Source organism: Rhodococcus aerolatus, assembly GCF_054783215.1.
The window spans coordinates 34,361-59,680 of sequence record NZ_BAAGQZ010000030.1 but is presented as its reverse complement, the minus strand read 5'-3'; the positions used below and the strand labels follow the sequence as shown (position 1 = coordinate 59,680).

The 25,320-nt window shown below is 74.2% G+C and carries 22 protein-coding genes; 4 read left to right on the top strand and 18 right to left on the bottom strand.

Translation table 11 applies throughout. The annotated features are described in order from the left end of the window. A partial coding sequence (locus ACYVOF_RS12620; RefSeq protein WP_460866971.1) for a coiled-coil domain-containing protein occupies nt 1-682 on the bottom strand: 682 nt, incomplete at its 3' end. Nucleotides 683-1,015: 333 nt separating this feature from the next. Further along, nucleotides 1,016-2,557, bottom strand: coding sequence for an AMP-binding protein (locus ACYVOF_RS12615; protein ID WP_460866969.1), 1,542 nt, complete (start codon nt 2,555-2,557; stop codon nt 1,016-1,018). A 259-nt stretch (nt 2,558-2,816) separates the two neighbouring features. Here ACYVOF_RS12615 and acnA point away from each other — a divergent pair, with 259 nt between their 5' ends. Continuing rightward, nucleotides 2,817-5,615: an aconitate hydratase AcnA gene (gene acnA / locus ACYVOF_RS12610; protein WP_460866968.1), complete on the top strand. Its 2,799-nt coding sequence runs from the start codon at nt 2,817-2,819 to the stop codon at nt 5,613-5,615. A gap of 235 nt (nt 5,616-5,850) precedes the next feature. Here the strand turns inward: acnA and ACYVOF_RS12605 are convergent, their stop codons facing one another. The 5 genes from ACYVOF_RS12605 to egtA all read right to left on the bottom strand — a co-directional run bounded on the left by ACYVOF_RS12605 (nt 5,851) and on the right by egtA (nt 12,411). Further along, a complete protein-coding gene (locus ACYVOF_RS12605; RefSeq protein ID WP_460866978.1) occupies nt 5,851-7,707 on the bottom strand; it encodes a BCCT family transporter in 1,857 nt (618 codons plus the stop codon). A 292-nt stretch (nt 7,708-7,999) separates the two neighbouring features. Beyond that, nucleotides 8,000-8,971: an L-histidine N(alpha)-methyltransferase gene (egtD, locus tag ACYVOF_RS12600; protein ID WP_460866967.1), complete on the bottom strand. Its 972-nt coding sequence runs from the start codon at nt 8,969-8,971 to the stop codon at nt 8,000-8,002. Then, nucleotides 8,968-9,810 carry an ergothioneine biosynthesis protein EgtC gene (gene egtC / locus ACYVOF_RS12595; protein ID WP_460866965.1) on the bottom strand — a complete coding sequence of 281 codons (843 nt, stop codon included), beginning with the start codon at nt 9,808-9,810 and terminating at the stop codon, nt 8,968-8,970. Before egtC ends, egtD begins: the two co-directional genes overlap by 4 nt. A 10-nt stretch (nt 9,811-9,820) precedes the next feature. Continuing rightward, on the bottom strand, nt 9,821-11,149 hold the full coding sequence (gene egtB / locus ACYVOF_RS12590) for an ergothioneine biosynthesis protein EgtB (RefSeq protein ID WP_460866976.1): 1,329 nt from the start codon (nt 11,147-11,149) through the stop codon (nt 9,821-9,823). A 23-nt stretch (nt 11,150-11,172) separates the two neighbouring features. Continuing rightward, nucleotides 11,173-12,411 carry an ergothioneine biosynthesis glutamate--cysteine ligase EgtA gene (egtA, locus tag ACYVOF_RS12585; RefSeq protein WP_460866963.1) on the bottom strand — a complete coding sequence of 413 codons (1,239 nt, stop codon included), beginning with the start codon at nt 12,409-12,411 and terminating at the stop codon, nt 11,173-11,175. Nucleotides 12,412-12,527: 116 nt separating this feature from the next. Between egtA and ACYVOF_RS12580 the strand changes: the two genes are divergently transcribed. Next, nucleotides 12,528-13,097, top strand: a complete 570-nt coding sequence (locus ACYVOF_RS12580) for a TetR family transcriptional regulator (protein WP_460866961.1) — start codon at nt 12,528-12,530, stop codon at nt 13,095-13,097. A gap of 58 nt (nt 13,098-13,155) precedes the next feature. Here ACYVOF_RS12580 and ACYVOF_RS12575 read toward each other — a convergent pair whose 3' ends face one another. Both ACYVOF_RS12575 and ACYVOF_RS12570 read right to left on the bottom strand, forming a co-directional pair. Beyond that, on the bottom strand, nt 13,156-13,365 hold the full coding sequence (locus tag ACYVOF_RS12575) for a helix-turn-helix domain-containing protein (protein WP_460866960.1): 210 nt from the start codon (nt 13,363-13,365) through the stop codon (nt 13,156-13,158). Between the two features lie 105 nt (nt 13,366-13,470). Beyond that, the gene (locus tag ACYVOF_RS12570) at nt 13,471-15,102 is read right to left on the bottom strand and encodes an ABC-F family ATP-binding cassette domain-containing protein (protein WP_460866958.1); all 1,632 of its coding nucleotides are present in this window, start codon (nt 15,100-15,102) and stop codon (nt 13,471-13,473) included. A gap of 129 nt (nt 15,103-15,231) precedes the next feature. Between ACYVOF_RS12570 and ACYVOF_RS12565 the strand changes: the two genes are divergently transcribed. Then, nucleotides 15,232-16,029, top strand: coding sequence for an SDR family oxidoreductase (locus ACYVOF_RS12565; protein ID WP_460866957.1), 798 nt, complete (start codon nt 15,232-15,234; stop codon nt 16,027-16,029). Nucleotides 16,030-16,041: 12 nt separating this feature from the next. On the opposite strand, the gene ACYVOF_RS12560 is transcribed toward ACYVOF_RS12565, so the two are convergent. After that, nucleotides 16,042-16,707, bottom strand: a complete 666-nt coding sequence (locus tag ACYVOF_RS12560) for an acVLRF1 family peptidyl-tRNA hydrolase (RefSeq protein WP_460866955.1) — start codon at nt 16,705-16,707, stop codon at nt 16,042-16,044. A 2-nt stretch (nt 16,708-16,709) separates the two neighbouring features. Beyond that, nucleotides 16,710-17,369: a hypothetical protein gene (locus tag ACYVOF_RS12555; protein ID WP_460866954.1), complete on the bottom strand. Its 660-nt coding sequence runs from the start codon at nt 17,367-17,369 to the stop codon at nt 16,710-16,712. A 92-nt stretch (nt 17,370-17,461) separates the two neighbouring features. On the opposite strand from ACYVOF_RS12555, the gene ACYVOF_RS12550 reads away from it, so the two are divergent. After that, nucleotides 17,462-18,613 (top strand): lycopene cyclase family protein, encoded by a 1,152-nt coding sequence (locus ACYVOF_RS12550; RefSeq protein ID WP_460866952.1) that lies wholly within the window; start codon nt 17,462-17,464, stop codon nt 18,611-18,613. 48 nt (nt 18,614-18,661) lie between these two features. Here the strand turns inward: ACYVOF_RS12550 and ACYVOF_RS12545 are convergent, their stop codons facing one another. The 7 genes from ACYVOF_RS12545 to ACYVOF_RS12515 all read right to left on the bottom strand — a co-directional run bounded on the left by ACYVOF_RS12545 (nt 18,662) and on the right by ACYVOF_RS12515 (nt 25,178). Then, entirely contained in the window at nt 18,662-19,075 is a 414-nt protein-coding gene (locus ACYVOF_RS12545; RefSeq protein ID WP_460866951.1) for a metal-sulfur cluster assembly factor, read from the bottom strand. Then, nucleotides 19,072-19,581, bottom strand: a complete 510-nt coding sequence (gene sufU, locus ACYVOF_RS12540; RefSeq protein WP_460866949.1) for a Fe-S cluster assembly sulfur transfer protein SufU — start codon at nt 19,579-19,581, stop codon at nt 19,072-19,074. Before sufU ends, ACYVOF_RS12545 begins: the two co-directional genes overlap by 4 nt. After that, nucleotides 19,581-20,855, bottom strand: coding sequence for a cysteine desulfurase (locus ACYVOF_RS12535; RefSeq protein ID WP_460866947.1), 1,275 nt, complete (start codon nt 20,853-20,855; stop codon nt 19,581-19,583). The genes sufU and ACYVOF_RS12535 overlap by 1 nt, the downstream gene beginning before the upstream one ends. A gap of 2 nt (nt 20,856-20,857) precedes the next feature. Continuing rightward, nucleotides 20,858-21,661: a Fe-S cluster assembly ATPase SufC gene (gene sufC / locus ACYVOF_RS12530; protein ID WP_460866945.1), complete on the bottom strand. Its 804-nt coding sequence runs from the start codon at nt 21,659-21,661 to the stop codon at nt 20,858-20,860. A 76-nt stretch (nt 21,662-21,737) separates the two neighbouring features. Then, the gene (sufD, locus tag ACYVOF_RS12525) at nt 21,738-22,943 is read right to left on the bottom strand and encodes a Fe-S cluster assembly protein SufD (RefSeq protein WP_460866975.1); all 1,206 of its coding nucleotides are present in this window, start codon (nt 22,941-22,943) and stop codon (nt 21,738-21,740) included. A gap of 49 nt (nt 22,944-22,992) precedes the next feature. Next, nucleotides 22,993-24,450, bottom strand: a complete 1,458-nt coding sequence (sufB, locus tag ACYVOF_RS12520) for a Fe-S cluster assembly protein SufB (RefSeq protein WP_460866943.1) — start codon at nt 24,448-24,450, stop codon at nt 22,993-22,995. Then, nucleotides 24,447-25,178: a helix-turn-helix transcriptional regulator gene (locus tag ACYVOF_RS12515; protein ID WP_460866941.1), complete on the bottom strand. Its 732-nt coding sequence runs from the start codon at nt 25,176-25,178 to the stop codon at nt 24,447-24,449. The genes sufB and ACYVOF_RS12515 overlap by 4 nt, the downstream gene beginning before the upstream one ends. Between the last annotated feature and the right edge of the window lie 142 nt (nt 25,179-25,320).

Below are 25,320 nucleotides of genomic sequence, written 5' to 3'. Positions count from 1 at the left end.
CGCGGGCGGTGGCGATCGCCGCGTCGGCGTCGGCCTTGGCGCTGGCCGCGGCGGCCGCGGCGGCGTCCCGCCGCTGCTGGGCGGCGCGGGCCGCGGCATCGGCGTTGGCCTGGCGCACCCGGGCGCGCTCGAGCTCGGCCATCACGCCCTGCTGGTCTTCGCCGACGGCGTTGAGCAGCTGGGCGCGGTCGAGCACGTCCTCGGGGCTCGCGGAGCCGAGGAAGGCGGTGAAGGAGCCCACCGTCGACCCCTGCTGGTAGCTGCCCGCCGCGAACCGGTCGAGCTGGGTGCGGGCGAGCTCGATGGCCGCGCCGGCCCCGTCGAGGGCCTGCTGGGCGGTGGTGACGGCACCGGCGGCCGCGCTCGCCGCGTCCTGGGCGTTCTGCAGGTCCACCAGGGCCTTGACGGCCAGGTTCTTCTTGGTCGCCACCTCGTCGCTGATGGCCTGCAGCTGGGCCTGCGCGGAGACGAGCTCGTTGATCAGGCCGCCCACCTGCCCGGCGCGGCTGTCGACCTGGCCGTTCGCGGCGGCGATGTCGGAGTCACTGGGGTTGGGCGGGGGCGGGGGGACCGCCTCGGCGGTGCCCGCGGTCGCGGCGCCGAGGGCGACGACGACGAGCACCCCCATCGCGGTGTGCAGCGTCCGAGCCCGCCAGCTGCGCGCGGTGGGGCGTCCGGTCACGTCCTGGTCTCCCTCCGGCGACGGGGTCGTGCGCCCGCCGCTGCCTCCCGTGGTCCCGGGCCGCACCGCAGCCGTGGCGGTCGGACCGGGGTGCGCGCCCGCACTGTCAAGCGGACACGCCGACTCACAATGACACTATTTCCCCACAGACGCCAGGGGACCCGTCAGGCCCACCGGGCCCGCTGGTCCCATGTGTCCCGATAATCACAGCAGTCACACGTCTCGCACAAGGCCACGCGCACGCCGAGCACCGGGCCGCACCCGTGCGGGGTGCGGCCCGGTGCGGTCCGGGTCGGTGCGGTCGGGGTCGCGACGGCTGCGCGCCGCGGTGGGTCAGCCCACCTGGCGGCCGTCCTCGGGCCAGTACTCCTGGCGGATCTTGAACTTCTGGATCTTGCCCGTGGCCGTGCGTGGGATGGCCTCGCGGAACTCGACCGACGTCGGCGCCTTGTAGCCGGCGAGGCGCTCCTTGCAGTGCGCGATCAGCGCAGCCTCGTCGGCCTCCGCGCCCTCGGCCAGCACCACCAGGGCCTTGATCGTCTCGCCCCACTTCTCGTGCGGCACGCCGATCACCGCCACCTCGGTCACCGCGGGGTGGCTGAACAGCACGTCCTCCACCTCGATGGAGGACACGTTCTCCCCGCCGGTGATGATGACGTCCTTCTTGCGGTCGGAGATGACGACCTCGTGGCCCGGCTCGGAGATGCTGCCGCCGTCCCCGGTGTGGAACCAGCCGTCGGCCAGCGCGTCGTCGGTGGCCTCGGGGTTCTGCCAGTACCCCTGCATGACGGTGTTGGAGCGGACCAGGATCTCCCCGGACTCGGCCAGGCTCACCCGGGTGCCCAGCGAGGGCGAGCCGGCCCGGCTCAGCCGCTTGGCCCGCTCGGCCACGGGCAGGTCGTCGTCCTCCGGGCGGGTGCGGTTGAAGGTGAGCAGCGGCGAGGTCTCGGTGAGGCCGTAGATCTGCAGGAACTCCCAGCCCAGCTCCTCGATGACGCGCTGGATCGTGCGGCTCGGCGGCGGCGCACCCGCGCAGACCACGCGCACCCGGTCGCGGCCGGGGATCTCGCCCTCCCAGGTCTGCGCGGCGTCGAGCACCGCGTTGTACACCGCGGGGGCGGCGCACATCAGGGTCACGCCCTCGTCGCGGACGCGGCGCAGGATCTCGGCGCCGTCGATCTTGCGGATCACCACCTGCTTGACGCCGAGGCCGGCCATCGCGAACGGCATGCCCCAGCCGTTGCAGTGGAACATCGGCAGCGTGTGCAGGTAGACGTCGCGCTCCCACGCCCGGGTGTGCAGCGCGAACGTCGTCGAGTTGACCCAGGAGTTGCGGTGGGTGATCTGCACGCCCTTGGGGGCGGCGGTGGTGCCGGAGGTGTAGTTGATCGTGGCGGTCGCGTCCTCGTCCGGCGTCGCCCACGCGACGGGGTCGACGTCGAACCGCATCGCCTCGCGCTCGCTCTCCTCGCCCAGGACGAAGCGGTGCCGCGCGGTCACCCCGCGCAGCTTCTCGTCGAGCTCGGGGTCGACCAGCAGCACCGACGCCCCGCAGTGGTCGACGATGTAGGAGATCTCGTCGGCGGTGAGCCGGAAGTTCACCGGCACGCACACCCGGCCGGACGCGGGCACGGCGTAGAGCAGCTCGAGCAGCCGGGCGGAGTTGTGGCTGACGACGCAGACCCGCTCGCCCTCCCCCACCCCGAGCGCGTCGAGGCCGGCCTGCCAGGCGCGGATCCGCCGGGCCAGCTCGCGGTAGGTCGTCGTGGTGACGGGGTCGGCGGGCTGGTCGGGCTCGTCGACGACGGCCGTCGCGTCGGCCCACACCTCCTCGGCCCGGTACAGGAAGTCCAGCGTCGTCAGCGGTACTCGCACAGCGGTGTCTCCTCGTCGCGTCCGTCGGTGGCGCGGCCGGGCGGGCCGGGGCCGGCTCCGTGCGCCAGGTCACACCCTAGGCACGCCGGGGCTCCCCGCGGCAGGCCCGCCCGACGCGCGGGCGGGCTCCTGGACCACGATCACAGGACGCGCGTACTGTTTGGGTCGGAACGAGGCAGAGCCGTCCGGGATGGGACAGACTCACCTGCGGACCCGTCGGCCCAGCACGGTCGGCGCCTCGAGACGAGCGGGAGCTGATGTGAGCAGCAGCAAGGACACCTTCGGTGCCAGGGGCGCCCTGGAGGTGGGCGAGAACTCCTACGAGATCTTCCGCCTCTCGGCGGTACCGGGCACCGAGAAGCTGCCGTACAGCCTGAAGGTGCTGGCGGAGAACCTGCTGCGGACCGAGGACGGCGCGAACACCACGGCCGACCACGTCCGCGCGCTCGCGTCGTGGGACCCCTCGGCCGAGCCGGACACCGAGATCCAGTTCACCCCCGCGCGGGTGGTCATGCAGGACTTCACCGGGGTGCCGTGCATCGTCGACCTGGCCACCATGCGCGAGGCCGTGACCGAGCTGGGCGGCGACGCGGAGAAGGTCAACCCCCTCGCGCCGGCCGAGCTGGTCATCGACCACTCCGTCATCATCGACTCGTTCGGCACGCCGGACTCCTTCGAGCGCAACGTCGACCTCGAGTACCAGCGCAACGGCGAGCGCTACCAGTTCCTGCGCTGGGGCCAGGGCGCCTTCGACGACTTCAAGGTCGTCCCCCCGGGCACCGGCATCGTCCACCAGGTCAACATCGAGCACCTGGCCCGCACGGTGATGGTGCGGCCCGCCGACGACGGCACCGTGCAGGCCTACCCCGACACCTGCGTGGGCACCGACTCCCACACCACCATGGTCAACGGCCTCGGCGTGCTCGGCTGGGGCGTCGGCGGCATCGAGGCCGAGGCGGCGATGCTCGGCCAGCCCGTCTCGATGCTCATCCCCCGCGTCGTCGGCTTCAAGCTGACCGGGGAGATCCCCGCCGGCGTCACCGCCACCGACGTGGTCCTCACCATCACCGAGATGTGCCGCGCGCACGGCGTCGTCGGCAAGTTCGTCGAGTTCTACGGCGCCGGCGTGGCCGAGGTCCCCCTGGCCAACCGCGCCACCATCGGCAACATGAGCCCGGAGTTCGGGTCCACCGCCGCGATCTTCCCGATCGACGCCGAGACCACCCGCTACCTGCGCCTGACCGGGCGCAGCGAGGAGTCGGTGGCGCTCGTGGAGGCCTACGCGAAGGAGCAGGGCCTCTGGCACGACCCCGAGAGCGAGCCGGTGTTCTCGGAGTACCTCGAGCTCGACCTGTCCACCGTGGTCCCCTCCATCGCCGGACCCAAGCGCCCACAGGACCGCATCGCGCTGACCGAGGCCAAGGCCAAGTTCCGCGGCGCCATCGGCGACTACGTCGACGACCCGGTCACCGCCGACGAGCAGGGCTCCTTCCCGGGCTCGGACTCCCCCGGCTCCGAGGTGGGCGGCGCGCAGCCCTCCGGGCAGGGCCCCGACGGCGGTGACTCGGCCACCGGACGGCCGCACAAGAAGGTCGCGGTCACCCTGGCCGACGGCACCGAGACCGAGCTCGACCACGGTGCGGTCGTCATCGCCTCGATCACCTCGTGCACCAACACGTCCAACCCGTCGGTGATGCTGGGCGCGGCCCTGCTCGCCCGCAACGCCGTCGACAAGGGCCTGGCCGTCAAGCCGTGGGTGAAGACCTCGATGGCCCCGGGCTCGCAGGTGGTCACCGACTACTACGACAAGGCCGGCCTGTGGCCGTACCTGGACAAGCTCGGCTACAACCTCGTCGGCTACGGCTGCACCACGTGCATCGGCAACTCGGGCCCGCTGCCCGAGGAGGTCTCGGCCGCGGTCAACGAGAACGACCTCTCCGTGGTCAGCGTGCTCTCGGGCAACCGCAACTTCGAGGGCCGCATCAACCCCGACGTGAAGATGAACTACCTGGCCTCGCCGCCGCTGGTCATCGCCTACGCCCTGGCCGGGACGATGGACTTCGACTTCGAGTCCCAGCCGCTGGGGCAGGCCACCGACGGCTCCGACGTGTTCCTGCGCGACATCTGGCCCTCGGCGCACGAGATCCAGGAGACCATCGAGTCCGCGATCACCCAGGACATGTTCACCAAGGACTACGCCGACGTCTTCGCCGGGGACCACCGGTGGAAGTCGCTGCCCACCCCGGAGGGTGACACCTTCGACTGGGACGCCGAGTCCACCTACGTCCGCAAGCCCCCGTACTTCGACGGCATGCCCGCCGAGCCCGCGGAGGTCACCGACATCAGCGGGGCGCGCGTGCTGGCCCTGCTCGGGGACTCGGTCACCACCGACCACATCTCCCCCGCCGGTGCCATCAAGAAGGACACCCCCGCGGCGCAGTACCTCGACTCCCACGGCGTGGACCGCAAGGACTACAACTCCTTCGGCTCCCGGCGCGGCAACCACGAGGTGATGATCCGCGGGACCTTCGCCAACATCCGGCTGCGCAACCAGCTGCTGGAGGACGTCTCCGGCGGCTACACCCGCGACTTCACCCAGGAGGGCGGGCCGCAGGCGTTCATCTACGACGCCGCGCAGCACTACGCCGAGCAGGGCACTCCGCTGGTGGTCCTCGGCGGCACGGAGTACGGCTCCGGGTCCTCGCGGGACTGGGCGGCCAAGGGCACCTCGCTGCTCGGGGTGCGCGCGGTCATCGTGCAGTCCTTCGAGCGCATCCACCGGTCGAACCTGATCGGCATGGGCGTGGTGCCGCTGCAGTTCCCCGAGGGTGAGAGCGCCTCCTCGCTCGGCCTCGACGGCACCGAGACGTTCGACATCGCGGGCATCACCGAGCTGAACTCGGGCACCACCCCGCGCACGGTCCACGTCACGGCGACCAAGGAGGGCGGCGACACCGTCGAGTTCGACGCGGTCGTCCGCATCGACACCCCCGGCGAGGCGGACTACTACCGCAACGGCGGCATCCTGCAGTACGTGCTCCGCAACATGGTGGGCTGACGCCCCTGTGTGTGATTACTGCACCCAGGGCGCGAGGTTCCGTTCACGGTCCTGACGCGCACCACCCGGCCCCGCACCTCACCCGGTGCGGGGCCGCGGTGCGTCCAGGGGCGTCCCGCGCGGTCCGGCAGCACGCGTCGTCACCCCGACCACGCGCGCTGCCCGACCGGCGGCGACGGCCACCGACGGCGACGGCCCCGGACCCCGAGCGGGGTCCGGGGCCGTCGGCAGCCGGTCAGGAGCGCTGCTGACCCTCCGCGGAGTCGGCGAACTCCGGGGTGTCGAAGTGCTCGCCGGCCAGCGGGTCGTCGTCGGTGGTGACCTCGTCGGCCGTGAGCCGGCCCGACCCGTCCGAGCGCACCTGGTGGTGCGGCACCTCGTGCACGGCCACGACCACGTCGGACGCGGGCCCCCGGGAGCCCGGGCGCGACCGGCTCAGCCCCGCGAACGTGGCGGAGACCTCCCGACGCCGACCGGGTGCCGGCGCGTCGGTCCCGGCCGTGCCCGGTCCGGACTGCCCGGCCGCGGCGGCGCCGCCCTCGCCGTCGTGGACCTGCTCCTCCTCGCCGCGGGTGGTGCTGACCCGCAGGTAGCGCGGCATGACCGCGACCTCGTACCGGAACGCCCGGTACAGCGAGACGCACGCGAGCACCAGCACGATCGAGAACGGCACGGCCGTCGCGATGGACACCGTCTGCAGCGCGGTCAGCGACGCCGAGCCGCCCACCAGCAGCAGCACGGCCGCGGCCACCCCCTCGAGCGTGGCCCAGTAGACCCGCGTCGCCTTCGGGGTCTCGGTGTCCCCGCCGGTGGAGAGGATTTCGATGACCAGCGAGCCCGAGTCGGAGCTGGTGACGAAGAAGAACACGATGACCGCGATGGCCAGCACGCTGGTGATGGTGCCCAGCGGCAGCCCCTCGAGGAACTGGAACAGCGACGTGTCGTTGTTGACCTCCCCGTCGACGAGCAGCGAGGCGCCGTCGCGCTGCCGCAGGATGGCGGCGTCACCGAAGATGGTGAACCACAGCGAGCCGATGACCGTCGGGGTGATGAGCACGCCGGCGATGAACTCGCGGATGGTGCGGCCGCGGGAGATGCGGGCGATGAACATGCCGACGAACGGCGCCCAGCTCATCCACCAGCCCCAGTAGAAGATGGTCCAGTCGCCGGCCCAGCCGTCGTCGGAGAACGGGGCGGTGCGCAGGGCCATCTCGGGCAGCGCCTGCAGGTAGCCGCCCAGGTTCTCCACCCAGGACTGGGTGAGGAACAGCGTGGGGCCGAGCAGCAGGACGAACACCGCGAGCGCGGCCGCGAGGCCCATGTTGGTGTTGGAGAGCCACTTCAGGCCCTTGTCCACCCCGGAGAGCACCGAGAAGATCGCGACACCGGTGATGATCGCGATGAGGACCACCACGGCCAGGGTCGAGTAGTCGAGCCAGCCGAGGTAGCCGAGGCCGGCGAGGATCTGCTGCACGCCGAACCCGAGCGAGGTGGCGACGCCGAACAGGGTGCCCACGATCGCGACGGTGTCGACGGTGTGCCCGATCCAGCCCTCCACGCGCCGGCGGCCGAGCAGCGGCTCGAGCAGCCAGCGCACGGACAGCGGCCGGCCGCGGCGGTAGGTCATGTACGCCAGGCCCAGGCCCACGACGACGTAGATGGCCCACGCGTGCAGGCCCCAGTGGAACATCGTCAGCTCGAGCGCCTGGTTGGCCGCGGCGTCAGTCGACCCCGCGACGCCCCCGGCCTCCGGCGGGGTGACGTAGTGCGAGAGCGGCTCGGCGACGCCGTAGAAGACGAGGCCGATGCCCATGCCCGCGCTGAAGAGCATGGCGAACCAGGAGAGCAGGCCGAACTCGGGCTGCTCGTCGTCGCGGCCCAGCCGGATGGCGCCGATGCGGGTGACCCCGCACAGCACGGCGAAGACGACGAAGCCGGTCGCGGCGAGGATGTACCACCAGCCGACCCCGGCCGTGACGGCGCTGTTCAGGGTGCTGAACAGCTCGCCACCGCCGGTGGCGCCGTACACCGCGGCGAAGGCGATGAGGCCCAGGATGATGATCGAGGCGGGGATGAAGACGGGCTTCTTCATCGCGGCCCAGGCCTCGGTGAGCTGGCCGGTCAGCCCGGTGCGTGGGCCGGGGCCCGCGCCGTCCCGGTCCGGTGGTGCGTCCTTGGTCGTCACGTGCTGCTCCTCGGGTCGAGGGTGTCGGCTCGACCGCAGGGGTGCGCGCACGGTCGTCGTCGGCGCAGCGGGTCACGCCCTGGTCGAGCCCTGGCGCTCGGGCTGACCAGGTCTTGACCAGGGTATTGCCCGGAGCAGGCCGGCACGTTACCCGCCGTGGCCCCCCGGCGTCGATCCGGACGCCGGGGGGCTGCGGACCTCAGGCCGCGCGGGCCAGCAGCAGGGTGAAGCGCTCGTCGGGGTCGACCCAGTGCGCGGCGAGGTCGAACCCGGCCGTCTCCAGCTCCGCACGGATACCCGCGACCCGGAACTTCGCGGAGATCTCGGTGCGGATCTCCTCACCGTCGGCCACGTCGACCTCGAGGTCCACCTCGGGCAGGCGGACGTGCTGCGCGCCGCGGGCCCGCAGCCGCATCTCGATCCACTCGTTCTCCGCGTCCCACAGCGCGACGTGCTCGAAGGCGTCCACGTCGAAGTCCGCGCCCAGCTCGCGGTTCAGCACCCGCAGCACGTTGCGGTTGAACTCCGCGGTGACGCCCTGCGCGTCGTCGTAGGCCGGGACGACGACGGACTCGTCGACGACCAGCCCGACCCCGAGCAGCAGGTGCTCGCCCGGCACCAGCACCGAGCGCACCGAGGCCAGGAACTCCGCCCGCTCGGCGGGCAGCAGGTTGCCCAGCGTGCCGCCGAGGAAGGCGAGCAGGCGCCGCTGCCCGCCGGGCAGCTCGCCCAGGTGACGGGTGAAGTCGCCGACCACGCCGTGCACCTCGATGCCGGGGTACTCCCCCGCCACCTCGTGCGCGGCCGCCTCGAGCGCGGAGACCGAGACGTCCTGGGGGACGTAACGGGCCAGGGTGCCCGCCCGCTGCAGCCCGTCGAGCAGGGCGCGGGTCTTCTCCGACGAGCCGGAGCCGAGCTCGACCAGGGTGTCGGCGCCCGTGGTCACGGCGATGGCGTCGGCGTTGTCGAGCAGCAGCGCGCGCTCGGTCCGCGTGGGGTAGTACTCCGGCAGGGTGGTGATGCGGTCGAACAGCTCGCTGCCTCGGGCGTCGTAGAGCCACTTGGGCGGCAACGTCTTCGGGGTCGCCGTGAGGCCGGCGACGGCGTCGTGACGCAGGGCGGTGCCTGCCTCGTCGGGCGAGAGGTGGACGTCGAGCACGGGCGCGCTCACAGACCCTCCAGGGGTGTCACGGCCACCGAGCCCGGACGGGCGGTGACCAGGCTGCGGTCGGGCACGGCGGCCCAGCCGGGGGTGGTGCCGGGGGTGGTGGCACCGGGGTGGTCCGACGCCGGTCCGGCGTCGGTGTCGGTCGGTCCGGTGTCGGTCGGTCCGGTGTCGGTCGGTTCGGAGGCCACGACGACGGACGTGCCGGCGTCGCGGACGGACAGGGCGTGGTCCCAGGTGGTGGCCCACACGGTGGCGCCGTCGGAGAGCAGCAGGTTCAGCCGCGAGCCGGGGGCGGCCGCGCCCACCTCGACGCACAGCCGGGCCAGCTCGGTGCCCGGGTCGGCCCCGGCGCGGTCGAGCCGGGCCGCGAGCAGCGCCCACAGCACGGCCGAGTCGGTAGGTGCGGGCAGCGTCATCAGCGCCGTGGTGGGCAGCGCGGCGGCCAGCGGGGCCAGCGAGCCGGGCCAGCCCCGCACCACCCCGTTGTGGCTGAACGCGTAGCGGCCGTGGACGAACGGGGCGCAGGCGGTGTGCACCACCGGCATGCCGACCGTGGCCGAGCGGACCGCGGCCAGCACGGCCGGGCTCCGCACCGACGCGGCGGCGGCCAGCCCCGGCTCGTCGGTCCACATCGGACGCTCGCTGCGGTAGCGGTGCACGGCGGGGGCACCGGCGCCGTCCCCGTCGGACCACCAGGCCACCCCCCAGCCGTCGGCGTTGACCGTCCCGCCGCCGCGCATGTCCCGCGGCGCGAAGGACTGGGTCAGCAGCGACGTCGGACCGGCGCGCAGCACCCCGGCCACGGACGTGGCGGGGCCGAGGTAGGCCAGGTGGCGGCACATCGGGAGCGGCTCAGCCCCGCTCGTCGGCGGTGAGGTCCCGGGCGGTGCGGAACCCGGTGAAGATCTGCCGGCGCACCGGGTGGTCCCAGTTGCGGAAGCTGGCGCGCCCGGCGACCTCGTCGGTGCCGAAGCTGCCGCCGCGGAGCACCCGGTAGTCCCCGCCGAAGAACACCTGCGAGTACTCCTCGTACGGGAACACCGTGAAGCCCGGGTAGGGCTCGAAGCCCGACGCGGTCCACTCCCACACGTCACCGACGAGCTGGTGCACGCCCAGCGGCGATGCCCCGGCCGGGTAGGCGCCGACGACGGCGGGCCCGAGGTGGCGCTGGCCGAGGTTGGCGTGCTGCTCGCCCGGGTTCTCGTCGCCCCACGGGAAGCGCAGCGAGCGCCCGGTGGCCGGGTCGTGCCGCGCCGCCTTCTCCCACTCGGCCTCGGTGGGCAGCCGGCGCCCCGCCCAGCGGGCGTACGCGTCGGCCTCGTGGGCGCAGACGTGGACCACCGGCTCGGCGTCGACCAGCGGCTCCACGCGGCCGAAGCGCCGCCGGGTCCAGCCGTCGGACTCCCCCGCCGCGCCGTCGCGGGCCCAGAACTGGGGTGCGACGAGGCCCGCCTCGACGCGGTGCGCCCAGCCCGCCGCGGTCCACAGCTCGGGGCGGGAGTACCCGCCGTCGGCGACGAACGCCCGGTAGTCGCCGTTGGTGACCGGCACGGTGTCGATGGCGTACCCGTCGACGTGCACGGCGTGCGCGGGCCGCTCGTTGTCCAGCGCCCACGCCTCGGTGGAGGTGCCCATCGTGAACGGGCCGGCGGGGACGACGACCTCGCGGGGCAGCGCGACCCCGGTGCGGGGGGCGGGCGGGGCGTCGAGGACGGGGCCGCCGGCGCGCAGCTGGTGGGTGGCCAGCATCGTCTCGTCGTGCTGCTGCTCGTGCTGGGCGACCATGCCGAAGGCGAAGGCGTCGCGCTCCAGCGGCCGGCCCTCCAGCGGGCTCGAGCCCAGGACGTCGAGCACCTTGGCGCGGACCTCGGCGACGTAGCCGCGGGCCTCGGCGGGGCTGAGCAGGGGCAGCGAGACCCGGCTGGCGCGGGAGTTCTGGAACGCGTCGTAGAGCTGGTCGATGTCGGCGCGCACCGGGTCCCGGCCGCCGACGTCGCGGACCAGCCAGAGCTCCTCCTGGTTGCCGACGTGGGCGAGGTCCCACACCAGCGGGCTCATCAGCGGGGAGTGCTGGGCGGTGAGCTCGTCCTCCTCCACGGCCGTCAGGGCCGCGCTGCGGCGGCGGCTGCGCTCGAGGGTGGCGGCGACGTGGGCGCGCAGGCCCTCGCGGTCGGTGGGCACGCCGGTGGTGGGGGTGGTGTCGGTCACGGGGTCATCTCCAGACCTGGTGGGCGCCCGGCGGCCACGCGTGCGGTGGCCGCACGCAGGACGTCGCGGGACGGGGCGTCGGGGGTGTGGTCGGTGGCCAGGGTGAGCAGGGCGACGGCGGTGGCCCGCAGCTCCGGGTCGGCCAGGCCGAGGCGGGCCGCGTCGGCGAGCCGGTGCGCGGTGGGTGCCGCGAGCTCGCGGGCCGCGGCGGTGGCGGCGTCGCCGGAGAGCAGCGCCTCGAGCTCGAGGAGCGGGACGTGCCAGTCCCGTCCCGCCTGGGCGTCGAGGTAGCGCACCTCGAGGTAGCCGCTCGCCCGCACCGGGGGGAACAGCGTCGAGAGGTGGTAGCCGAGGTCGGCGGTGTCGGGCCGGCGCCCCAGCTCGTCGTCGAGGCGGCCCTCCACCCAGTCGAGGAACGTCGCCCCCGGCGGCGCGGTCCACGAGCCGCCGTCGCGGCGCACGCACAGCAGCGGCACGTCCAGCGCCCACCGGGCGTAGGACCCGGCCGGGTCCGCCTCGTCCAGCGGCGGGGCGGTGGTGCGGGCGGAGTCCAGCTCCAGCCAGGTGCGCATCCGCTGCGAGGCCCACCGTCCCGGCGGCGCGCCGACGAGCTCCGGGGACCGCGCGAAGGTGGCGAGCAGCGCGGGCGCCGCCTCGTGCAGCAACGCCCAGCGGCGTCCCACCTCGGCGACGTCACGACCCGCGTCCACACTGACCTGGACCGCGGCGGTGCTGGTCATCATGAGCCGGCCGTACGGCCCGACCCGGTCGAAGCTCTCCTCCATCGCGCAGTAGCGCGGCAGGGTCAGCAGCCGGGCCGGTGGGCGGCGGGTGTCCGCGGCGGTGTCCAGCAGGCGCAGGCCCCGGGCGCCCAGCAGGCGGGCGAGCACGGCGGTGTCGTCGTCGAGGGCCTCGACGAGGTCCCGCGAGCCGGGGAACGGGGAGCTGGAGAGCTCGACCTGACCACCGGGCTCGACGGTGACGACGCTGCCCCCCGGCAGCGGGAGCGCGGGCGAGGTGGCGGCGATGGAGCGGGGGCTGTGGTCACCGAGGGCCGCGGCCAGCTCGTCGAGCGAGGGGCGGCGGTCGGGACCGGGGGCGGAGGGGGCGACGAGCCACTCGAGCTCGGCACCCACCAGCGCGGGTGGGCCCAGCTTGAAGCAGACCAGGCCCACGTGCGCCTCGGCTGCGGTGCGGCCGCTCAGGGTGGCCGGTCGCTCGGACAGGGTGGTCACGGTTGCTGTTCTCCCGCCTGGGTTCTGCGAACCCGGCCGACCGTACACACGCCGCGGGGCACGCGCCGGGCGGGCGGCAAGCCGTACGGGCGTCCGGTGGTGGCTACGCTGGTCGGGTGCCGCGGGTGAGCCAGGACCACCTCGACGCGCGTCGCCGCCAGATCCTCGACGGCGCCCGGGCCTGTTTCGCCGCGCACGGCTACGAGGGCGCCACCGTGCGCCGGCTCGAGGAGTCGACCGGGCTGTCCCGCGGCGCGATCTTCCACCACTTCCGCGACAAGGAGGCGCTGTTCCTGGCGCTGGCGCAGGAGGAGGCGCGGCGGATGGCCGACGTCGTCGCCGAGGAGGGGTTGGTGCAGGTGATGCGGGACGTCCTGGCGGACCCGCACGACCAGGAGTGGATGCGGACCAGGCTCGAGGTGGCCCGGCGGCTGCGCACCGACCCGGAGTTCCGGCGGCGGTGGAGCGAGCGCTCCGCGGCGCTGCCGGAGGCGACCTCGGAGCGCCTGCTGCGCCGCCGCGCCGAGGGACGGCTGCGCGACGACGTGGACGTGGACGTGCTGGCCGGCTACCTGGAGCTGGTGCTGGAGGGACTGGTCTCGCACCTGGCGATGGGCCTGCCCACCACGCACCTCGGCGCCGTGCTCGACCTCGTGGAGGAGTCGGTGCGGCCCGGCGCCCGCTGACCCGGTCCCCGGGGGACCCACCGCCCCCGCGCGGTGGGTCGTCCCGTCGGGAGCCGCGTCAGTCCTTCTTGCCCCGGGTCGCACCGCCGCGGCCGCGCAGGGCCACGTCGGACTCCGTCAGGACGCGGTGCACGAAGCCGTAGGAGCGACCGGTCTGCTCCGCGAGCGCCCGGATGCTCGCGCCACCCTCGTACTCGCGACGCAGGTCGGCCGCGAGCTTGTCGCGCGACTGACCGGTGATGCGGGTGCCCTTGCTGATCGTCGTCACGGGTTTCCTCCAGCTGCTCGGGTTCCACCGACGGTCGGTGTACCCGGTCTTCGCAGCCGTCCCCGCGGGCGGTTCGATCTTCGGTGCGGGTGGTCCGCGGCCCGGTCAGGCCAGCTCGATGAGCTCCATGTACTCGGCGGAGAAGTGGTCCTCCGAGCCGTCGGGCAGCAGGATCACCCGCTCCGGGGACAGCGCCTCCACCGCGCCCGGGTCGTGGGTGACCAGCACGACGGCGCCCGCGTAGCTGTGCAGCGCGTCGAGCACCTGCTCGCGGGAGACGGGGTCGAGGTTGTTGGTCGGCTCGTCGAGCAGCAGCACGTTGGCCGCCGAGGACACCAGGCCCGCCAGCGCCAGCCGGGTCTTCTCGCCGCCCGACAGCGTTCCCGCGGGCTGGTCGAGCTGGTCCCCGGTGAACAGGAACGCCCCGAGCAGGCTGCGCAGTTGCTGCTCCGGGGTGTCCGGCGCGGCGTGACGGATGTTCTCCCACACGCTCGCCCGGTGGTCGAGGGTCTCGTGCTCCTGGGCGAAGTAGCCGATCTTCAGCCCGTGGCCGGGCTCGAGCCGTCCGGCGTCGGGCTTCTCGGTGCCGGCCAGCAGCCGCAGCAGGGTCGTCTTGCCCGCGCCGTTCAGCCCGAGCACGACCACGCGCGAGCCCCGGTCAATGGCCAGGTCCACCCCGGTGAAGATCTCCAGCGAGCCGTAGACCTTCGTCAGCCCGGACGCCATGAGGGGCGTCTTGCCGCAGGACGCGGGCTCGGGAAACCGGATGCGCGCCGTCTTGTCCGAGACGCGGACCTCGTCGAGGCCGGCCATGAGCTTGTCGGCCCGCTTGGCCATGTTCTGCGCGGCCACGGCCTTGGTGGCCTTGGCCCCCATCTTCGCGGCCTGCGCCCGCAGCGCCCCGGCCTTCTTCTCCGCGTTGGCGCGCTCCCGGCGGCGGCGCTGCTCGTCGGTGGCGCGCGCGTCGAGGTAGCGCTGCCACGTCATGTTGTAGACGTCGGCCTCGGCGCGGACGGCGTCGAGGAACCACACCCGGTTGACGACGGCGGCCAGCAGGTCCACGTCGTGGCTGATGACGACCAGGCCACCCTCGTGGTTCTGCAGGAAGCCGCGCAGCCACGTGATGGAGTCGGCGTCGAGGTGGTTGGTCGGCTCGTCGAGCAGCAGCGTGGTGTCCGAGCGCGCGCCGCTGCCGTCGGAGGCCGCGAACAGGATCCGGGCCAGCTCGACGCGGCGGCGCTGCCCGCCGGACAGGGTGGACAGCGGCTGGGCCAGGATGCGGTCGGCCAGGGACAGGTTGGCGCAGATGCGAGCGGCCTCGCTCTCCGCGGCGTAGCCGCCGAGCGAGGCGAACCGCTCCTCCAGCGCCCCGTAGCGGCGCACCGCCTTGTCCTGCGCGGCGCCCCCGGCCACCTCGGCCATGACGATCTGCTGCTTCTCCAGGTCGCGGAGCAGCTCGTCGAGGCCGCGGGCGGACAGCACGCGCTCCCGGGCGGTGATGGCCAGGTCGCCCTCGCGCGGGTCCTGCGGCAGGTAGCCGAGGTCGCCGCTGCGGGTGACCGACCCGGCGTAGGGCTCGCCCTCCCCCGCCAGCACCCGCATGGTGGTCGTCTTGCCCGCCCCGTTGCGCCCGACCAGGCCGATGCGGTCCCCCGGCTGGATGCGCAGCGCCGGCCCGGGCGCGGAGAGCAGGGTCCGGGCCCCGGCGCGCAGCTCCAGGTCGGTCGCGGTGATCACTTCGGGGGGCTCCAGACGTCGGGGGTGTCACAGGGGGGCGCGGGCACCGCGCAGCACAGCCCCGAACCCGGCGAGCCTACCGGGGACCGGCCTGCGACCGGGGTCACAGACGTGGTTTAGCGTGCGCGCATGACCTCCGCGATGCTGCCCAGCGAGCCCGCCGACCACACCAGCCTGGACGGGCGGTCCGCCCTCGTCACCGGGGCCAGCCGGGGCATTGGCCGGGCGATCGCGGCCGAGCTGGCGCGCCGCGGCGCCGCCGTCACCATCACCGCGCGCAAGCTCCCCGAGCTCGAGCAGGCCGCCGAGGAGCTGCGCCAGGAGGTCCCGGGCGCACGGGTCCTCGCGGTCGCGGGCAACGCCGGGGACGCCGAGCACCGCGCCGACGCCGTCCGCCGCTCCGTCGAGACGCACGGCTCGCTCGACGTGCTCGTCAACAACACCGGCATCAACCCCGTCTACGGCGACCTCATGACCGCCGACCTCGTGGGCGTCAAGAAGATCTTCGACGTCAACGTGGTGGCCATGCTGGGGTTCGTGCAGCAGGCGCACGCCGCGTGGATGGCCGAGAACGGCGGCGTGGTGGTCAACGTGGCCAGCGTGGCCGGGCTGCGCTCCACCGGGGTGATCTCGGCCTACGGCGCGTCCAAGGCGGCCGTCATCCGGCTGACCGAGGAGCTCGCCTGGCAGCTCGGCCCCGGCATCCGCGTCAACGCGGTCGCCCCCGCCGTGGTCAAGACCCGCTTCGCCGAGGCCCTGTACTCCGCCGGCGAGGACGACGTGGCCGCGAAGTACCCGGCCAAGCGGCTCGGTGCCCCGGAGGACGTCGCCGGCCTCGTCGGGTTCCTGGCCTCCGACGCCGCCTCCTGGATCACCGGCGAGTGCGTGCGCGTCGACGGCGGGCTGCTCGCCACCGGCGGGCTGTAGCCCCGACCGGCCTCAGCCGGGGACGAGGTCGACCACCACGCCGTCCGCCCGGCGGGCCGCCTCGTCCAGGGTCACCCGCCGCGGCTCCCCCACCTCGAGGTTCCGCTCGGCCCGCAGCGCGCGCAGCGGGGCCAGCCGGCGGTCGGCGAGCACGGCGTCGAGGTGGCCGCGGTCCCCACCGGTGACCAGGACCGCGAGGTCCGCGTCGAGCAGCACCCGCGCGGCGGTGTCGGCGGCCTGGGCGAGCGCGTCGCGCAGCTGCCCGGCCCGCCGCCGGGCAAAGCGCTGCTGCGACCAGCCCCCGGCCGCGCTGCGGCCCTGCACCAGCCGGTGGTCGGTGGACGACACCACCACGCGGCCCGCCACGGCCACCCCGGCGGTGTGCCCGCCGGCGCGGACCAGGAGCAGGCCGGTGCGCCGCGGCAACGCGACGTGCGCCAGCAGGTCGGCCACCGCAGGCCCGGGGACGGGCGGGTGCGGCGCGAGGCCCCCCGTGGTGGCGCGGACGGTGACGGTGGTGGCGTCCCCGGTGCGCAGCACGACCCCGTCGGCCGTGCCCTCGGTGGACAGGACGCCGCCGTGCCGTGCCGCCACCCCGTCGAGGAAGCGGCCGAGCCGGTCGCGGTCGACCTCGACGCGCCGGCCCCCGCCGGGCAGGGCGTGGACCCGCGCGGCCACCCCTAGCCGGTCGCCGCGCCGACGGGGTCCGCGCCGGACCGGGCGGCCGGGCCGTTGGGGTCCTCGTCCCCCGGCGCCACCGCGGCCCACACGGGCACCGCCAGCCCGGTCTCGGAGCGTCCCAGCAGCTGGGGCGACCAGAACCCGGCGTGGGTCAGCGCGGTGGCCACCTCGTCCGCGGTCGGCACCCGGTGGGCCACGGGGGCCTGCGCCGTGCAGGTCCAGGTGCCGTCGACCAGCGTGAGGCGCAGGTCGTGGCGGGAGTAGCGCAGGCCGTCGGTGGAGAACTCCCAGGCCGGCAGCACGGTGGCGCCGGCGTCGTCGCGGCCGGTGGCGTCCACCGCGTGCAGCGCCGCGAGCTCGGCCGGGTCGGGCGCGGCCAGCACCACCAGGCCACCGGGACGCAGCACCCCGCGGGCCCCGCGCAGCGCGTCGGGCAGCGTGTCGGCGGCGACGAGGCGCGGCAGGTCGTCCGCACCCGCCCACACCACGTCGGCGGCGGCGGAGCCGGGCTGGCGGGCCCCGAGCTCGAGCAGGTTGACCTCGATCCGGTCCGCGCGGCCGAGCACCGCGTCGGCCACGGCGGAGAGCTGGCGCCGCACCGCGGCGGGCGTGATCTCCTCGCCGCCGCTCCCGGCCGGACCGTTCTGCTCGGTGCTCACTGCCCCCACCCTAGGACGGCCCGCGCGGGCTCGACGCGCGCCACGCCTGGGGCTCGCGCGGCGGGGCCCGGACCGTGGTGGGATCAGCGCTCGTGAGCCCCGCCGACCCGCCCGCCGACCTCGCCGTGGTCGGCGCGGGACCCGCCGGGCGGTCGCTCGCGGCGTCCGCGGCCGGCCTGGGTCTCACGGTCGTGCTCGTCGACCCCGCACCGCACCGGCGCTGGACGTCGACCTACGGCGCGTTCACCGCCGAGCTCGACCCGGGCGTGCCCGTGGCCGCCCGCGTGGAGCACCCGGTGGTGCGCACCGCGGCCGGCGGCGACGCCCCCGCACCCGGCGCCTACGCCGTGCTCGACGTGCCCGCGCTGCAGGACGGCCTGCGCCTCGACGCGGTGCGGGTCGTCGCCGCGCGGGCGACGGCGCTGCGGCCCGACGGGGTGAGCACCGCGGACGGCACCGAGGTGCCCGCCCGGGTGGTGGTGGACGCCCGGGGTGCGGGCACCCGGGGCCGCACCGTGCAGACCGCGCACGGCGTGGTCGTCACCACCGCGCAGGCGGCGCCGCTGCTCGACGGGGCGGCAGGGCTGTTCATGGACTGGCGGCCGGACCACGGCCGCGGCACCGCGGCGGCGCCCACCTTCTGCTACGCGGTGCCGCTGGGCGGGGACGAGGTGCTGCTGGAGGAGACGTCGCTGGCCGGCCCGGGGCTGCCCGGGGCCGAGCTGCGGTCGCGGCTGGCCGCCCGGCTCCAGCGGCGCGGGGTGGTGCTCACCGGCGGGGAGCGCACCGAGCGGGTGCGCTTCGCGCTGGACACCCCGCTGCCGCGCCGCGAGTGGCTGGGGGCGGCCCCCGCGGTGGTGCGCTTCGGGGCGGCCGCGCCCCTGGTCCACCCGGCGACCGGGTACAGCGTGGCCGCGGCGCTCGGCCTCGCGCCGCGGCTGGCCGAGCTCGTCGCCGCGGGGGCTGGCGCCGCGGACCTGCACCGGGTGCTGTGGTCGGCCCGGGCCCGCGCCGTGCACGCGCTGCGGCTGCGGGGGCTGCGCGCCCTGGTCGGGTTCGACGCGGCGGAGACGGACGCCTTCTTCCACGCCTTCTTCGCCCTGGACCCGGACCGGCAGCGCGCCTACCTGCTCGGCCGCACCGACCCGGCGGGCACCGCGGGCGCGATGACCGCGCTGCTGCCGCACCTGGACGGCCGCATGCGCCGACGGCTGGTGGGCGCCGCGGCCGTGCCGGGGCTGTGAACGCACCCTCGCGCCCTGGGTGCAGTTATCACACCCAGGGGCGGGGCCCTACACGGTGAAGCCGAGCGCCCTGAGCTGCTCGCGGCCGTCCTCGGTGATCTTGTCCGGGCCCCACGGCGGCATCCAGACCCAGTTGATCTTGATGTCGTCGCACAGGCCGTCGGCGGTGAGCGCCGAGCGGGCCTGGTCCTCGATGACGTCGGTGAGCGGGCAGGCCGCCGAGGTCAGCGTCATGTCGATGATGGCGACCCGGTCCTCGTCGACGCGTAGGTCGTAGACCAGGCCGAGGTCGACGACGTTGATGCCGAGCTCGGGGTCGACCACGTCGCGCATGGCCTCCTCGACCTCGTCGATGGCCGGCAGCGCGGCCCCCGACGCGGGCGCGGGCGGCGTGGCGGCCGCGTCCAGGTCGGCGGCGGTGCGCCCGGCGCGGGCGGTCGGGTCGGTGGTGGTCTCGCTCACTGGGGGTGTCCTCCTGGCTGGGGGGTGCTGGCGGTCGGGCTGGCCTGCGCTCCGGTCGCGGTGGCCCGGGAGACGGCGTCCTTGAACGCCACCCACCCGAGCAGGGCGCACTTCACGCGGGCGGGGTACTTCGCGACGCCGGCGAAGGCGACCGCGTCACCGAGGACCTCGGCGTCGCCCTCGACGGTGCCCCGGCTGGTGACCATCTCCTCGAACGCGGCGAGGGTGGCCATGGCCTCGGCCACGGGCTCGCCGTCGACGAGGTCGACCAGCACCGACGACGACGCCTGGCTGATCGAGCAGCCCTGCCCGTCGTGGGTGACGGCGACGACGCGCTCGCCGTCGGGGGTCAGGCTCACCCGCAGCGTCACCTCGTCCCCGCAGGTCGGGTTGACCTGGTGGGAGTCGGCGCTGGGCTGGCCGTCCCCCGCCTCGAGCAGGCCGCGGCCGTGCGGGAGCTTGTAGTGGTCGAGGATGATCTGCTGGTAGAGCTGGTCCATCCGCATCAGCGGGCCTCCCCGAAGAACTCCTGGGCCCGGCGCACCGCGGCGAGCAGCGCGTCGACCTCGTCGAGGGTGTTGTAGAGGGCGAACGACGCCCGCACCGTCGCGGCGACGCCGAGGCGCTGGTGCAGCGGCCACGCGCAGTGGTGCCCGACGCGCACGGCGACGCCCTCGTCGTCGAGGACCTGCCCGACGTCGTGGGCGTGCACCCCGTCGACGACGAAGCTCACGGCCCCGCCGCGGTCGGTGGTGTCGGTCGGCCCGACGACGCGGACCCCCGGCAGCTCGGCGAGCCCGGCCAGGGTGGCCGCGGTCAGCGCGCGCTCGTGCTCGGCCACGCGGTCCATGCCGATGGCCGTCAGGTAGTCGACGGCCGCACCCAGGCCCACGGCCTGCGAGGTCATGGGCACCCCGGCCTCGAAGCGCTGCGGCGGTGCCGCGTAGGTGGAGACGGCCATCTCGACCTTCTCGATCATCGAGCCGCCGGTGAGGAACGGGGGCAGCGCGGCGAGCAGGGCGTTGCGGCCGTAGAGCACCCCCACCCCGGAGGGGCCCAGCATCTTGTGCCCGGAGAACGCGGCGAAGTCGACCCCGAGGGCGGCGACGTCGATCGGGGCGTGCGGCACCGACTGGCACGCGTCGAGCACGGTGAGGGCGCCGACGGCGCGGGCGCGGCGGACCAGCTCGGCCACGGGGGCCACGGACCCCAGGACGTTCGACTGGTGGGCGAACGCGACCACCTTCGTCCGACCGGTGAGCTCGAGGGAGTCGAGGTCGATGCGGCCGTCCGGGGTGAGGCCGTACCAGCGCAGGGTGGCCCCGGTGCGGCGGCACAGCTCCTGCCACGGCACCAGGTTCGCGTGGTGCTCGAGCTCGGTGACGACGACCTCGTCGCCCTCCCCCACGGCCAGCTCACCGGCCCGGGGGTCGCCCAGGGTGTACGCGACGAGGTTGAGCGCCTCGGTGGCGTTCTTGGTGAACACCAGCTCGTCCACGGCCGCGCCGACGAAGCACGCGATGGTGCGCCGCGCCGCCTCGTAGGCGTCGGTCGCCTCCTCGGCGAGCTGGTGGGCGCCGCGGTGGACGGCGGCGTTGCTGGTGGTGAGGAACGCCCGCTCGGCGTCGAGCACCTGCACCGGCCGCTGCGAGGTCGCCCCCGAGTCGAGGTAGACCAGCGGCTTCCCGTCCCGGACCGTGCGGCCCAGGATCGGGAAGTCGGCACGCAGCCGGGCGACGTCGAGGCCGGCCGTGGCGGTGCGCTCGCTGGTGGCGGTCATGCTCAGACCGCCGCCGAGGCTGCCTCGTCGAGGGCCGCGGCCTTGTCGGCGTCGGTGAACCGCACGTAGCCGTTGGTCTCGAGCTCCTCGGCCAGCTCGGGGCCGCCGGACTCGACGATGCGCCCGCCGGAGAACACGTGGACGTGGTCGGGCTTGATGTACTTGAGGATCCGCTGGTAGTGCGTGATCAGCAGGACCCCGCCGTCCTCGGTCTCCTTGTAGCGGTTCACGCCCTCGCTGACGATGCGCAGCGCGTCGACGTCCAGGCCGGAGTCGGTCTCGTCGAGGATGGCCACCTTCGGCTTGAGCAGGCCCAGCTGGAGGATCTCGTGGCGCTTCTTCTCGCCGCCGGAGAAGCCCTCGTTGACGCTGCGCTCGGCGAAGGTGGGGTCGATGTCGAGGTCGGACATCGCGGTCTTGACCTCCTTGACCCAGTGCCGCACCTTCGGGGCCTCGCCGCGGGTCGCGGTGGCCGCGGAGCGCAGGAAGTTCGACATCGAGACGCCGGGCACCTCGACGGGGTACTGCATGGCCAGGAACAGCCCGGCCCGGGCGCGCTCGTCGACGGTCATGGCGAGGACGTCCTCGCCGTCGAGGGTGATCGACCCCGAGGTCACCTCGTACTTGGGGTGCCCGGCGATGGCGTAGGACAGCGTCGACTTGCCCGAGCCGTTGGGGCCCATGATCGCGTGGGTCTCGCCGGAGCGGACGGTGAGGTTGACCCCGCGCAGGATCTCCTTGGTGGGCTCGGTGGCGTCACCGGTGCTGACGCTCGCGTGCAGGTCCTTGATCTCCAGGGTGGACACGGTCGGTCCCCTCTCTCGTGCGGTGGTGCTGGTCAGGTGCTGTGGGGGGCGGGGGCTCGAGCCCGGCGCCCGGTGCTCAGACGCCGACGGCGGCGAGCTCGGCCTCGATCGCGTCCTCGAGGCGCTCGCGCAGCTCGGGCAGCGTGATCTTGTTGATGACCTCGTGGAAGAAGCCACGGACCACGAGCCGGCGCGCCTGGTCCTCGGGGATGCCCCGGGAGCGCAGGTAGAACAGCTGCTCGTCGTCGAACCGCCCGGTGGCGCTGGCGTGCCCGGCGCTGACGATCTCCCCGGTCTCGATCTCCAGGTTCGGCACCGAGTCCGCCCGCGCCCCGTCGGTGAGGACGAGGTTGCGGTTGAGCTCGAAGGTCTCCGTGCCCTCGGCGGCGGCGCGGATGAGCACGTCGCCGATCCACACGGTGTGCGCGTCGGGGACCCGCTGGCCGGGGGCCTGCTGGTCGCCGTCGGGCACGCCCTGCAGGGCGCCCTTGTAGACGACGCTCGACTTGCAGTGCTTCTCCGAGTGGTCGACGAAGAGGCGCTGCTCGAGGTGCTGGCCGGCGTCGGCGAAGTACAGGCCCAGCAGCTCCGCGTCCCCGCCCGGCGCGGCGTAGCTCACCGTCGGGCTGAGCCGGACGACGTCGCCGCCGAGGCTGACCGCGGTGTGCCGCAGGGTGGCGTCGCGGCCCACGCTGGCGTGGTGCGCGGTGACGTGCACGGCGTCGTCGGCCCAGTCCTGCACCGCGACGAAGGTCAGGTGCGCGGAGTCGCCCACCACGAGCTCGACGTTCTCGGCGTAGGTGCCGGAGCCGCGCTGGTCGAGCACGACCACGGCGCGCGCGAACGGCGCCAGGCGCACCTGCAGGTGCCCGTAGGCGACCTGGTCGACCCCCGGCCCGGACATGGTGACCACGACCGGCTCGGTGAGCTCGGTGTCCTGGCCGACCGAGACCACGGTGGCCTCGGGGGCCGAGGTCCACGCTTGGGCGGCGACCCGGTCGGCGGGGGTGCCGCCGTCACCGAGGCGCGGGTCGTCCATGCCGACGGTCTCGACCGTCGCGTCCTGCGGGGCCGTGACCTCGACGGTGACGCGGCCGGTGGCCGGCGCGGACCCGTCGTGCAGGCCGCGCAGCCGGCGCAGCGGGGTGAACCGCCACGCCTCGTCCCGCGACGACGGGACCTCGAAGGCCTCGACGTCGCGGGAGCGGAAGGCCTCGCCGCGGCTGGCGGCCGGGGCCGCGCTGTAGCGGTGCGCCACCGCGTCGGTGCCGGCGACGGCCACGGCGGCCTCGTCGCCGGAGGAGGCGGCGGGTGCTGAGGGTGCGCTCACGTCAGCCCACGGCCCCTTCCATCTGCAGCTCGATCAGGCGGTTGAGCTCGAGGGCGTACTCCATGGGCAGCTCGCGGGCGATGGGCTCGATGAACCCGCGCACGATCATGGCCATGGCCTCGTCCTCGCTCAGCCCGCGGCTCATCAGGTAGAAGAGCTGGTCGTCGCTGACCTTCGACACCGTCGCCTCGTGGCCCATGGACACGTCGTCCTCGCGGACGTCCACGTAGGGGTAGGTGTCGGAGCGGCTGATCTGGTCGACGAGCAGCGCGTCGCACTTGACCGTCGACTTCGACCCGTGGGCGCCCTTGTTGACCTGCACCAGGCCGCGGTAGGAGGTGCGACCCCCGCCGCGCGCCACGGACTTGCTCACGATCGTGGAGCTGGTGTGCGGCGCCAGGTGCAGCATCTTGGCCCCGGCGTCCTGGTGCTGGCCCTCGCCGGCGAAGGCGATGGACAGGACCTCGCCGTGGGCGTGCGGGCCGGTCATCCACACCGCGGGGTACTTCATCGTCACCTTGGAGCCGATGTTGCCGTCGATCCACTCCATCGTCGCGCCCTCCTCGGCCTTGGCGCGCTTGGTGACGAGGTTGTAGACGTTGTTCGACCAGTTCTGGATGGTCGTGTAGCGGCAGCGGCCGCCCTTCTTGACGATGATCTCCACGACCGCGGAGTGCAGCGAGTCCGACTTGTAGATCGGCGCCGTGCAGCCCTCGACGTAGTGCACGTAGGCACCCTCGTCGACGATGATCAGCGTCCGCTCGAACTGGCCCATGTTCTCGGTGTTGATGCGGAAGTAGGCCTGCAGCGGGATGTCGACGTGCACGCCCTTGGGGACGTAGATGAACGACCCGCCCGACCACACCGCGGCGTTGAGCGCGGAGAACTTGTTGTCCCCGGCCGGGATGACGGAGCCGAAGTACTCCTCGAACAGCTCGGGGTGCTCACGCAGCCCGGAGTCGGTGTCGAGGAACAGCACGCCCTGGGCCTCGAGATCCTCGCGGATCGAGTGGTAGACGACCTCGGACTCGTACTGGGCGGCCACGCCGGAGACCAGGCGCTGCTTCTCCGCCTCGGGGATGCCGAGCTTGTCGTAGGTGTTCTTGATGTCGGCGGGCAGGTCGTCCCACGTGGCGGCCTGCTTCTCCGAGGAGCGCACGAAGTACTTGATGTTCTCGAAGTCGATGCCGCCGAGGTCGGAGCCCCAGCTGGGCATGGGCTTGCGGTCGAAGGTCGCCAGCGCCTTGAGCCGCTTCTCCAGCATCCACTCCGGCTCGGACTTCTTCTGCGAGATGTCGCGGACCACGGCCTCGGACAGACCGCGCTTGGCGCTCGCCCCGGCCACGTCGGAGTCCGACCAGCCGTACTCGTACTGGCCGAGCGAGGCGATCGTCTCGTCCTGGGTCAGCTTCGGCACGTCGGTGGTCCCTGCGGTGACCTGCTCGGGGGTGAGGGTCATGCGAGCTCCTTCCGGAGATCTGTCGTGGTGGTGCGGGTCTGGGCGGGACTGGTCTGGGTGGGGCTGGTCTGCGTGGGGCCGGGGGCGTGGGTGGTGCACACCGGGTCGCCGTTGGCGATGGTGGCCAGGCGCTGCACGTGCGTGCCCAGCAGCTCGGCGAACACCTCGCGCTCGGCCTCGCAGAACTCGGGGAACTCCGCGGCCACGTGGGCCACCGGGCAGTGGTGCTGGCACAGCTCCACACCGCTGCCGACGTCGCGGACCGAGGCAGCGTACCCAGCCCCGGTGAGCGCCCCGGCCAGGGTGCGGGCCACCTCGCGCTGGTCGGTCCCCGCGGCGCGGGCGGGCGCGGTGACGGTGTCGACGCGGCGTCGGGCGAAGGCCCGCACCGCGTCGTCGCCCCCGAGCTCGCGCAGCTGGCGCAGCGCGTCGACGGCCAGGTCGTCGTAGGCGTGGCCGAAGCGGGAGCGGCCGGCCGCGGTGAGCAGGTAGCGGCGCGCGGGCCTGCCCCGGCCGCGGTCGCGGCGCACCGGGGTGGGGGCGCTGGTGGCCTCCGCCGCGTCGACCAGGGCCTCGAGGTGGCGGCGCACGCCGGCCGGGCTCACCCCGAGCCGCTCGGCGACGTCGGCCGCCGAGACCGGGCCGTGCTCGAGCAGGGTGCGGGCCACCGCGTCGCGGGTCTGGCCGAGCGGGTCGACCCCGCGGCCGGGCACGGTGCGACCGGGCACTGGGCGACCGGGCACTGGGCGACCGGGCACGGTACGACCGGACGCGGCGGGGCCGTGGCCCGCCGTCACCGCCTGGTCGTATTTCACCACACCAGTGTGACGCAATTACCGGCTGCGGTCCACCGGGGCCGGTCGCCGGCGC

Bases quoted from the DNA above. Each gene is read 5' to 3' on its own strand.
- ACYVOF_RS12565 (WP_460866957.1), top strand. From the start codon at position 15,232: ATGACCTCCGCGATGCTGCCCAGCGAGCCCGCCGACCACACCAGCCTG.
- sufB (WP_460866943.1), bottom strand. From the start codon at position 24,450: ATGACCCTCACCCCCGAGCAGGTCACCGCAGGGACCACCGACGTGCCG.
- ACYVOF_RS12605 (WP_460866978.1), bottom strand. From the start codon at position 7,707: ATGAAGAAGCCCGTCTTCATCCCCGCCTCGATCATCATCCTGGGCCTC.
- sufU (WP_460866949.1), bottom strand. From the start codon at position 19,581: ATGCGGATGGACCAGCTCTACCAGCAGATCATCCTCGACCACTACAAG.
- ACYVOF_RS12535 (WP_460866947.1), bottom strand. From the start codon at position 20,855: ATGACCGCCACCAGCGAGCGCACCGCCACGGCCGGCCTCGACGTCGCC.
- egtC (WP_460866965.1), bottom strand. From the start codon at position 9,810: ATGTGCCGCCACCTGGCCTACCTCGGCCCCGCCACGTCCGTGGCCGGG.